13 protein-coding genes are annotated in these 13940 nt (G+C 62.1%); 11 read left to right on the forward strand and 2 right to left on the reverse strand.

The features are described from left to right. The first annotated feature begins 227 nt into the window (after nucleotides 1-227). The 6 genes from tpiA (at nucleotide 228) to FKG95_RS15995 (ending at nucleotide 6138) form a co-directional block, all read left to right on the forward strand. Nucleotides 228-1007: a triose-phosphate isomerase gene (gene tpiA, locus FKG95_RS15970; RefSeq protein WP_142897619.1), complete on the forward strand. Its 780-nt coding sequence runs from the start codon at nucleotides 228-230 to the stop codon at nucleotides 1005-1007. 249 nt (nucleotides 1008-1256) lie between these two features. Beyond that, nucleotides 1257-1610 carry a preprotein translocase subunit SecG gene (gene secG / locus FKG95_RS15975; RefSeq protein WP_142897385.1) on the forward strand — a complete coding sequence of 118 codons (354 nt, stop codon included), beginning with the start codon at nucleotides 1257-1259 and terminating at the stop codon, nucleotides 1608-1610. Between the two features lie 154 nt (nucleotides 1611-1764). After that, nucleotides 1765-3393: a CTP synthase gene (locus tag FKG95_RS15980; protein WP_142897386.1), complete on the forward strand. Its 1629-nt coding sequence runs from the start codon at nucleotides 1765-1767 to the stop codon at nucleotides 3391-3393. A gap of 49 nt (nucleotides 3394-3442) precedes the next feature. Continuing rightward, entirely contained in the window at nucleotides 3443-4291 is an 849-nt protein-coding gene (kdsA, locus tag FKG95_RS15985; protein WP_142897387.1) for a 3-deoxy-8-phosphooctulonate synthase, read from the forward strand. Between the two features lie 77 nt (nucleotides 4292-4368). Then, entirely contained in the window at nucleotides 4369-5646 is a 1278-nt protein-coding gene (gene eno / locus FKG95_RS15990) for a phosphopyruvate hydratase (protein WP_142897388.1), read from the forward strand. 276 nt (nucleotides 5647-5922) lie between these two features. Continuing rightward, complete coding sequence (locus FKG95_RS15995) at nucleotides 5923-6138, forward strand: hypothetical protein (RefSeq protein ID WP_142897389.1); 216 nt, start codon at nucleotides 5923-5925, stop codon at nucleotides 6136-6138. A 56-nt stretch (nucleotides 6139-6194) separates the two neighbouring features. On the opposite strand, the gene FKG95_RS16000 is transcribed toward FKG95_RS15995, so the two are convergent. Together FKG95_RS16000 and FKG95_RS16005 are read right to left on the reverse strand one after the other, a co-directional pair. Then, on the reverse strand, nucleotides 6195-7013 hold the full coding sequence (locus FKG95_RS16000; RefSeq protein WP_142897390.1) for a hypothetical protein: 819 nt from the start codon (nucleotides 7011-7013) through the stop codon (nucleotides 6195-6197). Nucleotides 7014-7153: 140 nt separating this feature from the next. Next, nucleotides 7154-7768, reverse strand: a complete 615-nt coding sequence (locus FKG95_RS16005; RefSeq protein ID WP_142897391.1) for an SCO family protein — start codon at nucleotides 7766-7768, stop codon at nucleotides 7154-7156. A 324-nt stretch (nucleotides 7769-8092) separates the two neighbouring features. Between FKG95_RS16005 and FKG95_RS16010 the strand changes: the two genes are divergently transcribed. From FKG95_RS16010 to lpdA, 5 genes are all read left to right on the forward strand, one after another. After that, nucleotides 8093-8428, forward strand: coding sequence for an FtsB family cell division protein (locus tag FKG95_RS16010; RefSeq protein ID WP_142897392.1), 336 nt, complete (start codon nucleotides 8093-8095; stop codon nucleotides 8426-8428). A gap of 169 nt (nucleotides 8429-8597) precedes the next feature. Next, the gene (gene pdhA, locus FKG95_RS16015) at nucleotides 8598-9644 is read left to right on the forward strand and encodes a pyruvate dehydrogenase (acetyl-transferring) E1 component subunit alpha (protein ID WP_142897393.1); all 1047 of its coding nucleotides are present in this window, start codon (nucleotides 8598-8600) and stop codon (nucleotides 9642-9644) included. 117 nt (nucleotides 9645-9761) lie between these two features. Beyond that, entirely contained in the window at nucleotides 9762-11138 is a 1377-nt protein-coding gene (locus tag FKG95_RS16020) for a pyruvate dehydrogenase complex E1 component subunit beta (protein WP_142897394.1), read from the forward strand. A gap of 16 nt (nucleotides 11139-11154) precedes the next feature. Next, nucleotides 11155-12480 (forward strand): pyruvate dehydrogenase complex dihydrolipoamide acetyltransferase, encoded by a 1326-nt coding sequence (locus tag FKG95_RS16025; RefSeq protein ID WP_142897395.1) that lies wholly within the window; start codon nucleotides 11155-11157, stop codon nucleotides 12478-12480. A gap of 12 nt (nucleotides 12481-12492) precedes the next feature. Beyond that, nucleotides 12493-13896, forward strand: coding sequence for a dihydrolipoyl dehydrogenase (lpdA, locus tag FKG95_RS16030; RefSeq protein WP_142897396.1), 1404 nt, complete (start codon nucleotides 12493-12495; stop codon nucleotides 13894-13896). Nucleotides 13897-13940: the final 44 nt, after the last annotated feature.

Genomic DNA, 13940 nt, shown 5'->3' on the forward strand with positions numbered 1-13940 from the left:
GGCATCGGATCCGCGATGTATCCGCAGGCTCGTCCCAGCAAATAAAGTGCGCGGCATATTAGGTACCGCCCGGGGTGCGGGCAATACGCAATTGCGTGCAAACATGGCCGTGCGCGGCCTGAAGAGTTGGCCTGGAGAGTTGGATTGGCACGGCCGCCATGCTAGGTAATCGCAAAACACGCCAGAATCCGGCTGTTTAAGTTCGAACTACCCCTCATATGGAGAGATTGGCCATGCGGCGCAAGTTGATTGCCGGGAACTGGAAAATGAATGGTTTGCGTGCCGGCGGGATCGCCCTGGCGGGCGACCTGGCGGGAAAGTGTAAGGCCGAGGCGCCAAATTGCGATTTCCTGGTTTGCCCGCCCGCTCACCTGCTGATCAGCGTTGCCGAAGCGATCGCGGGCAGCGGCGTCGCGCTCGGCGGCCAGGATTGCCACACCGCGGCGTCAGGGGCGCACACCGGGGACATGAGCGCGGAAATGCTGGCCGACGCCGGTTGCGGCTTTGTCATCCTGGGCCACTCGGAACGCCGCGCTGATCATGGCGAAAGCAGCAGCCTCGTTCGGGCGAAGGCCGCCGCGGCCGAGCGGGCCGGTCTGACGGCCATTGTCTGTGTCGGGGAAACCGCCGATGAACGCGAGGCGGGCAAGGCGCTTGAGGTGATCGAAAGCCAGGTTCGTGAGTCCCTGCCCGAAACTGCGCCCGAAACTGCGCCCGAAGCAGCAGGGGCGTCGCTGGTGGTGGCTTATGAGCCGGTCTGGGCCATCGGAACCGGTCTGACCGCGACTCCGTCGGATGTTGCGGAGGTCCATGCTCATATCCGTAAGCTCCTGGTCGAGCTCTATGGTAACGATACAGGCAGCGCGATTCGCATCCTCTACGGCGGGTCGGTAAAACCTGGAAATGCGGCGGAATTGATGGCTGTCGGGGACGTTGACGGAGCGCTGGTCGGCGGAGCCAGCCTGAAGCTCGACGATTTTTGGGCGATTGGACGCAGTTGCCCCTAGCCATCGGGCTCTCAAAGAGCTAAATACCCAGCGTTCCTGACCGGCTGGTGGCCGAGCTTCCGCGCGCCTCAAGCCTTGCTGGGATAAAAGATGTGTAGCGGCGCCCCAAGCGGCGCAGTCCTGCCAGAGAAACCGCAAGGGATTGTTCGGATCGCCTTGCCGCTTTGAAACGGCAGTTCTGCGTAGTTTTTTGTTGGGTGCATGCCGAGATATGGTCCGCAACGGACCGAATACTGAAAGACTGATTCGATGGAAAATGTTTTTTTGGTGATCCATTTGCTGTTGGCGCTGGCGATGATCGGTGTCGTGCTGCTGCAAAAGAGTGAGGGTGGCGGCCTGGGAATCGGCGGCGGCGGCGGGTCCGGCGGTGGTTCGGGCGGCATGGGCGGATTTCTGAGCGGACGCGGATCGGCCAACCTTCTGACCCGCACGACCGCGGTTCTCGCGGGCCTGTTTATGATCAGCAGCCTCGGCCTGACCATTCTCGGAAATCAGGGCCTTGAGCGCAGTTCGATTGTCGACGATCTCCGCTCGCAGCCGATCGCGCCGATTCAGGCGCCGGTCGAGCCCCTGGCGCCACCGGTACCGGCGCCGCAGAACTGAACAGGACGCTGACCACACGCCCCCGCCCGGGGGCGCGTGACGGCAAGGAGAAGCCGGAGTTACTATCTGATCCGGCAAGGGTGTTTTTTCAGACGCCGTCGGGGTCGCCCGAACGGGACAGCGTTTTGAGCAAGGGCGGTTTGAGCAAGGGTAGATGACGCGCTTTATATTTATTACCGGAGGCGTGACCTCCTCACTTGGAAAAGGGCTGACATCGGCGGCCTTGGGCGCGTTACTCCAGGCGCGGGGCTTTAAAGTCCGCCTCAGAAAACTGGACCCCTACCTCAACGTCGATCCGGGCACCATGAGCCCTTACCAGCACGGTGAAGTCTTCGTGACCGACGACGGCGCCGAGACCGACCTGGATCTGGGGCACTACGAGCGCTACACGGGCGTCGCGGCGCGGCGCAGCGACAACGTCACCACCGGTCAGATCTATTCCAAGGTTCTGCAGAAGGAACGCCGGGGCGATTACCTGGGCGCCACCGTGCAGGTCATTCCGCATGTGACCGACGCCATCAAGGAATTCGTCCGCAGCGACATCACCGACGAAGACTTCATTATTTGCGAAATCGGCGGCACGGTCGGCGACATCGAGGGCCTGCCGTTCCTGGAAGCCATCCGTCAACTGGGCAACGAACTCGGGCGCGAACGCAGCATCTTCGTTCACCTGACCCTCTTGCCCTATCTGGCCTCCGCCGGAGAGCTCAAGACCAAGCCGACGCAGCACTCCGTAAAGGAATTACAGTCGGTCGGTATTCAGCCCGATGTCATGGTCTGCCGCTGCGAGCATGAAATCCCCATGGACGCGCGCCGCAAGATCGCACTCTTTTGTAACGTTCGGCGCGAAGCTGTTATCCAGGCCTTGGATGTAGACACGATTTACGCCGTGCCGCGCGCGTACCACGAAGAAGGGCTGGATCAGGAAATCTGCCGGCATTTCGGCCTGGACGACGCGCCGCAGCCGGATCTCTCGCGTTGGGACTCCGTGACGGACCGCATCCGACAGCCCGACGGAGAAGTGACCATCGGTGTGGTGGGCAAATACACTTCCTTGCTCGATGCCTATAAATCCCTGGCCGAGGCGCTGACCCATGGCGGGATCGCCAACAACGTCCGGGTCAAGGTCAACTGGCTCGATTCCGAGATCTTCGAGCAGGACGGCCCGATCCATGCGCTGGAGAACGTGCATGGTATTCTGGTGCCCGGCGGCTTCGGCGAACGCGGCTCCGAGGGTAAGATCAAGGCGGCCGGTTTCGCGCGGGAGCGCAACGTTCCCTACTTCGGGATCTGTTTCGGCATGCAGATGGCCTGCATCGACGCGGCGCGCAATCTGGCAGGCATCGAAGGGGCCGGTTCCACCGAGTTCGGAACCTGCGACGATCCGATTGTCGGCCTGCTGACCGAGTGGACACAGGGCAACGAGGTGGTGCAGCGCAGCGGCGCCGACGACCTGGGCGGCTCCATGCGCCTGGGCGCTTATCCCTGCACTCTGAAACCGGGCAGCCGGGTTCAGGAAGCTTACGGCGCACAGGATATCGAGGAGCGCCACCGCCACCGCTACGAAGTCAATATCAACTACCGCGAAAAGCTGGAACAGGCAGGACTGCTGTTCTCGGGCCTTTCGCCCGACGGCGAGCTTCCAGAGATCGTCGAGCTGCCGGAGCACCCCTGGTTCATCGGCGTGCAGTATCACCCCGAGCTGAAGTCGAAGCCCTTCGATCCCCATCCGCTCTTCACCTCCTTCGTCGCGGCGGCTGTGGCCCAGTCGCGCCTGATGTAAGAGGCGCTTGGGCCCAGCAACCTGACCGCAAGTAAAGGATAAAGCCCGAATGACCCAGGCACGGCATGTCGCAGTTGGTTCGCTTACGCTCGGTAACGATCTGCCTTTCGTTCTCATTGCCGGGCCCTGCGCGATGGAAAGCCGCGCGCATGCGCTGGAAATGAGCCACGCCTTGACCGAAATGGCCTCGGAACTGGGGATCGGCTTGATTTACAAGTCTTCTTTCGACAAGGCCAACCGGACCAGCCTGAATGCGGGGCGCGGCGTGGGATTGAAAGACGCGCTGCCGATCTTTGCCGAAGTCCGTGAAACCTACGGCTGCCCGGTCCTGACCGACGTCCACGCCGCGGAGCAGTGCGCGCCGGCGGGAGAAGCCGTCGATGTGCTTCAGATCCCCGCATTCCTTTGCCGGCAAACCGATCTGGTGGTAGCGGCCGCGAAGACCGGCAAGGCGGTCAACGTCAAGAAGGGTCAGTTCCTGGCGCCCTGGGACATGAAGAATGTCGCGGCCAAGGTGCTGGACAGCGGCAATCCGAACGCCATGGTCTGCGAGCGGGGGGCGTCCTTCGGCTACAACACACTGGTTTCCGATATGCGCTCGCTGGCGATCATGGCGGAAGACACCGGCTGCCCGGTGGTTTTCGATGCCACCCACTCGGTACAGCAGCCCGGCGGGCGCGGAGGCTCCACCGGCGGTCAGCGTGAGTTCGTGCCGGTGCTGGCGCGTGCGGCGATTTCGGTCGGCGTGGCCGCCGTCTTTATGGAAACGCACCAGGATCCGGATTCGGCGCCCTCGGACGGTCCCAACATGGTGCCTCTGCACCAGATGAAGGACCTGATCGCGACGCTTATGGCTTTCGACGCCATTGCCAAGGCCAACCCCGTTGCTTTGACCTGACCGGTTATTTCGAAAAACTGCAGCGGCCTCGTGCCGCCTGCGGAACGTCACACACTAAAGCTTGGAGCAGATATCCCATGACGGCGATCGTAGACATTCGAGGGCGTGAAATCCTTGATTCGCGCGGCAACCCGACGGTTGAAGTCGATGTAACCCTTGAAAACGGTGCCTTCGGGCGCGCTGCCGTGCCTTCAGGCGCCTCCACCGGTGCCCATGAGGCCGTCGAGTTGCGCGATGCCGACAAAGGCCGCTACGGCGGGAAGGGCGTGCTCAGCGCCGTCGAGGCGGTCAATCACGAGATCTTTGACGTGCTCTCCGGCCTGGACGCCGAAGACCAGCTGCTGATCGACCAGACCATGATCTCCCTGGACGGCACAGCCAACAAGGCGCGCCTGGGGGCAAACGCAATTCTGGGCGTCAGCCTGGCCGTGGCCAAGGCCGCCGCCGAGGATGCGGGCCTGCCGCTTTACCGCTACGTCGGCGGTGCCTTCGCGCGGACCCTGCCGGTGCCGATGATGAACATCATCAACGGCGGCGCGCACGCGGACAATCCCATCGATATTCAGGAATTCATGGTCATGCCGGTCGGCGCGGCCAGCGGCACGGACGCCATCCGCATGGGCGCCGAGATCTTCCAGTCCCTGAAAAAGGCGCTGCAGGACGCCGGGCACAACACCAACGTGGGCGACGAGGGCGGCTTTGCCCCGAACATCGGCTCGACCGATGAAGCGCTTGGTTTTATTGCCAAATCGGTTGAAAGCGCGGGCTACAGCCTGGGTGATGACGTGATGCTTGCGCTCGACTGCGCCTCCACCGAGTACTTCAAGAACGGCAAATACGAGCTTGAGGGCGAGGGGAAATCTCTCGATCCCGCGGCGATGGTCGACTATCTGGCCGCGCTTTGCGACCGCTACCCGATCCTTTCCATCGAAGACGGCATGGCCGAGGACGACTGGGAGGGCTGGAAGCAGCTGACCGAAGCGGTTGGCCATAAGGTCCAGCTTGTCGGCGACGACCTCTTCGTCACCAACCCCAAGCGCCTGGCTGACGGTATCGCGCGCGGGGTCGCCAACTCGATCCTGGTCAAGGTCAACCAGATCGGCACGCTTTCCGAGACTCTGGAGGCGGTCGATATGGCCCATAAGGCCGGCTATACGGCGGTGATGTCCCATCGCTCGGGCGAAACCGAAGACTCCACCATTGCCGACCTGGCGGTCGCCACCAACTGCGGCCAGATCAAAACCGGCTCGCTCTCCCGTTCGGACCGTCTGGCCAAGTACAACCAGCTTATCCGCATCGAGGAAGAGCTCGGCATTGCCGCGCACTATGCGGGCCGCAATGTTCTGAGAGGTTAGGTGTTCTGAGAGGTTAGGTGTTCTGAGAGGTTAGGCGTTCTGAGGGGCTAGCTGCTCCAGGAAGCCAGGTTCTCCGAGAGAGCAGCTCCTCTGGCGGGTCGTCCCGAAAAGCATTCTCACAAGACGGCGTCAGTCACTTCGCGGGCTGACGCCGTTTTCGCGTCATGAATTGTGGTGAAAATGACGTGTCGTCCCCGCGCAGGGCATTCTAACCCTTGAGATATCATGCCCGCTGCCCCATTTTCCTTTCAGGGAGTGAGCTGTAAGGATCAGGATATGTCGGATCTCAAAAACAAACAGAGAGCACGTGCCAAGGTGGCCGCCGCCGAGGATGACCGGGCGCTCAAGATCGTGATGATCGGGTTTTTGGGCCTGATCGTTTTTGCCGCCAGCGCGTTAGCGGCCTTCCCCTCGATGGGGGCGGTCTTCGTGGAGTCCTATAAGCAGCAGTATCAGGCCAAGGTCACCGAAGCGGTGATCTGCCGCTTCTGACCCTCTCTTCCGGCCTCGCCTGCCGTCCCTGACCGGGTCGGCCGGGGCAGAGCAGCCTACATCAGCATCAGCTTGTCGTTCAGGGCCAGCCATCCCGAGGGCTCGCCCATGATCTTGGCAGTGTCGTACTTGCCGAAGATCCGTGTGATTCCCCGTTTGGTGAAGACTTCGTACATGATCGCGCTGGCGGGGCCTTGCGGTTGACCCGCCTTGCCGCCGAAGCGGCTGGAGAGCTGGGTTTCCACGTGCGCGCGCCAGTGCACCTCCATCGCGGTGCGGGCGATCAGCTTGCCCAGGGTCAGCTTCACCCCGAGTTTTGCAATGGCGGAGGCCGCGCCGGTTGCAAGGCCCAGGCCCGCCACCGGGATCACGGCTCCGGCAAGATCCGTGCTGCGCACGGCTATTTTGGCGGCCTTGGCCTTTTGAATTGCCGAGATCCAGCCGGTCACCGTGTCGCTCTTGCGGAACCCTCTACCCGCGGCATTGACCCCGACCATATGAGCGGTCGTGGTGCCGATCGCATTGCCGTGCTGGATCGCGCTTAAAACATCGACCTGTGTCACGGTGCTGCCGACACCGCCCGCGATGCCGATCGCGGCGCCGCCCAGACTCTTGAAGCCGCGGTTCCGCAGATAGCGGGCCGTCTTTGGGGAGGAGCCGTCGTGGCCGTTGGTGACGAAGTAGGGATTGGGGACCAGATCGTCGGCATAGTCCTCGTCGAGCAGTCCCGTCGTGCCGGCCGACTTCAGGAAATTGATGACCTTGACCACACCGCCGGCCCCGGCGCCGGCCTCGGCAATCAATTCGATCACGCTCCAAAGAAATTCCTCGGCATCATCCTGACCCAGATCGTTGGTCGCAAGCACGCCCGCCATTCGCTGTTTCCCCTCACGTGTTTATGTCTTTCTGCTTCGGATTTCTGCGAGAGAGTAGCTGAGTTCGCAACCCTCGCGCCAGAGAATGTTGAAGACCTCACAAGGTGCAGCAGTGAGCCGCTCGAAAAGACGAGTCCGGTTCAAAGCCGCTCTTTGATGGCCGCGGCCATGACTTCGGGGGAGGTGCCGTGCCGGAACACCAGCATGAGGTTCCAGTCCTCGTCCATCAGATAGGTATAGGAGCTGTGGTCCACGGGATAATCGACCGGGTCGATGTCCGTGCGGATCGAGTGGTAGACCCGAAAGTCCCTGGCCACCGCGTCGGTCCGCTCCTTGGGACCGGTCAGGCCGACCATGCGCTCGTGAAAGAGTTCCACATAGTCCGCCAGGTGCGCCTGGGTGTCGCGGTCCGGATCGACCGTGATGAAGACGGGCCGGAGTTTGTCTCCATCCGGACCCAGCGCCTCAAAGGCCGCGGACATGTCCTGGAGCGACGTGGGGCAGATATCCGGGCAGAAGGTATAGCCGAAGTAGAGCAGGACCTTCTCGCCCCTGAAATCGGCTTCCGTGGTTCTGCGCCCGGTGTGATCGATCAGATCGAAAGGACCGCGCATGTCCGCGGGCACGGAGACGATGCCTGTGCCTGCGGGCGTCTTCTCCTGGGTCAGCCGGGAGCCCAGGATCCAGCCGGTCGTGCCGAGCGCGATCACCGCGATGACGACGGCGGAGGAGAGAAGGGCGCGATGAGAAAGCATTGGATCCGGTTTTTCCGTGCCATACCGCTACAGAAGGGATGACAAAAACTGGACCGATCCGGCTGCTGTGTCAAAGGCAGAAACGCCGGCAGCTGCAACAGTGGAAACGGCGCAAATCGACCCACGGAATAAAATCCCATCCGAATTTGACGCCTGGAACGTTTGTTTCAAAGGGTCGGGTGAGCTCAGCTCATCTCAGGAAATGAGTCCAAAAGGAGTCCAAAAGGGGAATGGATGGGAATCAATTCGGAGAAAATGAATCATATTGGAATCATTGCATTTTTTCGGTTGACCGCAGGAATCGAACTGTGATTCGTTCTCCTCATGACTATTGCCTGGGAAATACGCAGCCGCGCACGCTTCATCCTTCCGAGGGTGTTGGCGGTCTGTACCGTCGTCTACTTCGCCTACCACACGCTGGAGGGCGACCGGGGCTTTTTGACTTGGCTGTCCCTGAAGCAGGACCTGGCGCAGACCCATATCGCGCAGGGCGAGCTGCGGGCGCAGCGCCAAGAGCTCGAGGCCCGGGTTTCGCTCTTGCGTCCGGACAATCTGGACCCGGATCTTCTGGAGGAGCGGGCGCGTGACGTCCTCAACTACGGCCATGAAAACGAGCTGATCCTCATTACACCTCAGCGCGAAAATTCAATCAAAAAATGACAGGAATATTGAGAATTTTGCAATATTAATCAAAATCAAGTTAATAATAAAAATTCATAATTATTTCATATGGTTAACTCGTATTGCAATTCTGACAGTTTCCCCCTATCTTAACGGCATCGATGGGGTGCGCCCCCTGTATGTTCACGCGTAGTCAAGGGGGGAGCCAATGGCGACCAGAAAAGCCCCGGCGAAAAAGCCTGCGGCGAAACGCAAGCCCGCCAGTGCCGCAAAGTCTTCGGCGGTCAAAGTATCCAAAGACGAGCTTCTGAACCATTATCGGGAAATGCTGGCGATCCGGCGTTTCGAAGAGAAGGCCGGCCAGATGTACGGCATGGGCCTGATCGGCGGCTTTTGTCACCTCTACATCGGTCAGGAAGCCGTCGTTGTCGGCATGCGCGCCGCGACCACCGAAAACGACACCGTCGTCACCTCCTACCGCGATCACGGCCACATGCTGGCCTGCGGGATGGACCCGGATGGCGTAATGGCCGAGCTCACGGGCCGCCGCGGCGGTTACTCCAAGGGCAAGGGCGGCTCCATGCATATGTTCAGCCACGAGAAGAAGTTTTACGGCGGACACGGCATTGTCGGCGCGCAGGTGCCGATTGGCACCGGGATCGCCTTCGCACATCAGTACCTGGAAGAACCCGCCGTCTGCCTGACCTATCTTGGCGACGGCGCCCTGAACCAGGGACAGGTCTACGAAGCCTTCAACATGGCCGCGCTCTGGAAGCTGCCGGTGATCTACATCATCGAGAACAACAAATACGGCATGGGCACCTCGATCGAGCGCTCTTCGGCCAAGAGCACGGAACTCTACAACCGTGGCCAAGCCTACGGAATTCCGGGCATGCAGGTTGACGGAATGGACGTTCTCGCGGTGAAGGAAGCCGGAGAGAAAGCCGCTGAACATGCCCGGAGCGGGAAGGGGCCATACATCCTGGAGATGATGACCTACCGCTATCGCGGCCACTCCATGTCGGACCCGGCGAAATACCGTTCCAAGGAAGAGGTGCAGAAGATGCGCCAGGAACGCGATCCGATTGAGCGTCTGCGCGGTCTGATGCTGGACCAGGGGCACGCCGAAGAGAGCGAGCTCAAGGAGATCGACCGCGCCGTGAAGGCCAGGGTATCGGCGGCCGCCGAGTTCGCGCAGAACAGCCCCGAGCCTGATCCGTCGGAACTCTTCACTGATATTTACGTGGAGGCCTGATCGCGCCCTTAGGCTTCAATGCCTTGAGCCGCGAAACCGGCCAGACCCGAAACCTCGCGCCCGCACTCACAGCAAACGGCGGGCCTGCTGCAGATTTCTATCCCGGAGAGGGACCACATGCCGATTGAAATTTTAATGCCCGCACTCTCGCCGACCATGACCGAGGGTAAGTTGGCCAAATGGCTGAAGAACGAAGGCGACGAGGTCGCCGCCGGTGACGTCATTGCCGAAATCGAAACCGACAAGGCGACCATGGAGGTCGAAGCCGTGGACGAGGGCGTTCTGGGCAAGATCCTGATCGCCGAAGACACCGACGGTGTCGCGGTCAACACGCCGATCGCGGTGTTGCTGGAAGAGGGCGAGGACGCATCGGCGCTCTCAGCGGCCCCGGCGGCTGCGCCGGTTGCTGCCCCCGCCGCCGAGGCACCCGCGCCGGTGCAGGACGCGCAAACCGCACCTGCCAACGTTGCGACACCGGCACCGGCGGCCGAGCCTGAGTGGAGCGGGGCCACGGTCACCCTGACCGTACGCGAAGCGCTGCGCGACGCCATGGCGGAGGAAATGCGGGCCAACCCCAAGGTCTTCCTGATGGGTGAGGAGGTCGCCGAATACCAGGGCGCCTACAAGGTCAGCCAGGGGCTGCTGGATGAGTTCGGTGCCAAACGGGTCATCGACACGCCGATCACCGAGCACGGCTTCACCGGCCTGGGCGTCGGAGCGGCTTTCTACGGACTGAACCCCATTGTCGAGTTCATGACCTTCAACTTCGCCATGCAGGCCATCGACCACATCATCAACTCGGCGGCCAAGACCCGCTACATGTCCGGCGGCCAGGTCAGCAGCCCGATCGTGTTCCGCGGCGCCAACGGCGCGGCTTCGCGGGTCGGTGCCCAGCACTCTCAGTGCTACGCCAGCTGGTATGCCCACTGCCCGGGCCTGAAGGTGGTCGCGCCTTTCTCGGCATCCGACGCCAAGGGCCTGCTCAAGTCGGCCATCCGGGATCCGAACCCGGTGATCTTCCTGGAAAACGAAATCCTCTACGGACAGAGCTTCGAGGTGCCCGACAGCGACGACTGGACCGTGCCCATCGGCAAGGCCAAGATCGTGCGCCCCGGCACGGATGTGACCATCTGTGCTTTCTCCATCATGGTCGGAAAGGCGCTGGAAGCCGCAGAGGCTCTGGCGGCTGAGGGGATCTCCGCCGAGGTGATCGATCTGCGCAGTATTCGGCCGCTGGACACCGAGACCATCGTGGCGTCGGTCCAGAAGACCAACCGTCTGGTCTCGGTCGAGGAAGGCTGGGGCTTCGCCGGGATCGGTTCGGAATTGGCCATGCAGATGATGGACAGCGCCTTCGACTGGCTCGATGCCCCGGTCAAGCGGGTCTGTGGTCCGGACGTACCCATGCCCTATGCCGCCAACCTTGAAGTTCTGGCCCTGCCGCAGTCGTCGCACATCGTGACCGCGGCCAAAGAAGCCTGTTATCGCGCCTAAGCGGGGGAGAGAAACCATGCCAGTAAATATTTTGATGCCTGCTCTCTCGCCGACCATGACGGAGGGGACGCTCGCCAAGTGGCTGATGAAGGAGGGCGATCAGGTTTCCTCCGGCGACGTGATCGCCGAGATCGAAACCGACAAGGCCACCATGGAGGTCGAAGCCGTCGATGAGGGCACCCTGGCCAAGATCGTCGTGGCCGACGGCACGGAAGGGGTCGCGGTCAACGCCGTGATCGCTGTGCTGCTGGAAGAGGGCGAGGACGCGTCCGCGATCAGTGATGCGCCCGCAGCGCCTGCACCTGCAGCAGAACCTGCGGCTGCCGCTCCGGCACCTGCACCCGCCGCCGCTCCCGCAGCTGCACCTGCTGCATCACCTGCACCCGCCGCACCGCAAGCGGCAAGCGGTGGCCGTATCTTTGCCAGCCCGCTGGCCCGCCGCATGGCGGCGCAGGCCGGTCTGGATCTGGCCGCGCTGACCGGCAGCGGTCCCAAGGGCCGGATCGTCAAAGCCGATATCGAGGCGGCTGTCGCGGGCGGCACCGGAAAGGCTGCGCCCGCAGCGGCTCCAAGCACAGCACCGAGTGTTGCTCCTGGTGCCGCAGCGGCTCCAGCGGTTAGCGGGCCTTCGGCTAAAGAGACCGCGGACCTGTTGGGCATGGAATACGAACAGGAGCCGCTGTCGGGCATGCGCCGGGTCATTGCCAAGCGCCTGACGGAATCCAAGCAGACCGTGCCGCATTTCTACCTGACCATTGATTGCCAGGTCGACGAACTGCTGAAGGTCCGCAAAGAACTCAACAGCCGTTCCGATGATTACAAGGTCTCGGTCAACGACTTCGTCATCCGCGCGGCGGCGATTGCCCTGAAGAAGGTTCCGGCGGCCAACGCTTCCTTCGATCCGGACGGCATGATGTACTACAAGCACGCCGATATCTCGGTGGCTGTCGCGACCCCGAGCGGCCTGATCACGCCGATTATCAAGGCGGCGGAAGGCAAGGGACTGGCCACCATCTCCAACGAGATGAAGGATCTGGCGGTCCGCGCCCGCGACGGTAAGCTGAAGCCCGAGGAATATCAGGGCGGAACCTTCTCGGTCTCCAACCTGGGCATGTTCGGGGTCAAGGAGTTCGCCGCGATCATCAACCCGCCGCAGGGCTGTATCCTGGCGGTTGGTGCGGGCGAACAGCGCCCCGTGGTCAAGGACGGCGCCTTAGCCGTTGCGACCGTGATGAGCTGCACGCTCTCGGTTGATCATCGGGTGGTGGACGGTGCGGTCGGGGCCGAGTTCCTGGCGGCCTTCAAGAAGCTGATCGAAGATCCGATCACGATGCTGCTGTAGGAGTCTGAGACAATGGCTGATACCAACTTCGATGTCGTGGTGGTCGGCGGCGGTCCCGCCGGTTACGTGACCGCAATCCGCGCCGCGCAGCTCAAGATGAAGGTGGCCGTGGTCGAGAAGCAGCACCTGGGCGGCATCTGCCTGAATTGGGGCTGCATTCCCACCAAGGCGCTGCTGCGCTCCGCCGAGATCTATCACTACATGAACCATGCCGATGCCTTCGGGCTCTCGGCAAAGAGCGTGGATTTCGATCTGGACAAGGTTGTCCAGCGCTCCCGGGCGGTCTCCAAGCAGCTCAACGGCGGCGTCGGGCACCTGCTCAAGAAGAACAAGGTGCCGGTCATCGACGGCGAAGCCAAGCTGAACGGTCCGGGCAAGCTGAAGATCACCAAGGACGGCAAGCCGGTGGCGGATCTGACCGCCAAGCATGTCATCCTGGCCACGGGTGCCCGCGCGCGCTCCCTGCCGGGCCTGGAGCCCGACGGCAAGCTGGTCTGGACCTACATGGAAGCCCTGGTGCCCGACATCATGCCCAAATCCATGCTGGTCATCGGCTCGGGCGCGATCGGCATCGAGTTCGCCAGCTTCTTCAAGACCATGGGCGCGGAGGTGACCGTGGTCGAGGTCATGCCGCAGATTCTGCCGGTCGAGGACGAGGAAATCGCCGCCCATGCCCGCAAACGCTTTGAGAAGCAGGGTATGAAGATCATCAGCGGCGCCAAGGTGACCGGCCTGAAGAAAGCCGCCAACTCGGTGACGGTCTCGGTCGAGGATTCCAAGGGCAAAACCAGCGAAATCACCGTGGACCGGGTGATCTCGGCGGTCGGCGTCGTGGGCAATATCGAAGGCCTCGGCCTGGAGACCACGAAGGTCAAGACCGACCGGGGCTGTATCGTTGCAGATGAGTTCTCCCGTACCGACGAGCCCGGCGTCTACGCCATCGGCGACGTGGCCGGGCCGCCGATGCTGGCCCATAAGGCCGAGCATGAGGGCGTGATCTGCATCGAGAAGATCGCGGGCCTGCCCCACGTGCATCCGATCGACAAGTCCAAGATCCCCGGCTGTACCTACTGCCATCCGCAGGTCGCCTCGGTCGGCATGACCGAGAAAAAGGCCAAGGAAGCCGGGCGTTCGGTCAAGGTCGGGCGCTTCCCCTTCATGGGCAACGGCAAGGCGATTGCCCTGGGCGAGCCCGAAGGTCTGGTCAAGACCGTCTTTGACGCCAAAACCGGCGAACTGCTGGGCGCGCACATGGTCGGCGCCGAGGTAACCGAAATGATTCAGGGTTTTGTCGTCGCCATGGGGCTGGAAACCACGGAAGAAGACCTGATGCATACGGTCTTCCCGCATCCGACTCTCTCTGAGATGATGCATGAGTCGGTGCTTGACGCCTATGGCCGCGTCATCCACATGTAGTCTGGTATCTGTCTGGAAGGAGTCATCTCCGGGCAGGGAAGGAA

Source organism: Denitrobaculum tricleocarpae (genome assembly GCF_007004665.1).
Classification (GTDB): domain Bacteria; phylum Pseudomonadota; class Alphaproteobacteria; order Kiloniellales; family Kiloniellaceae; genus Denitrobaculum; species Denitrobaculum tricleocarpae.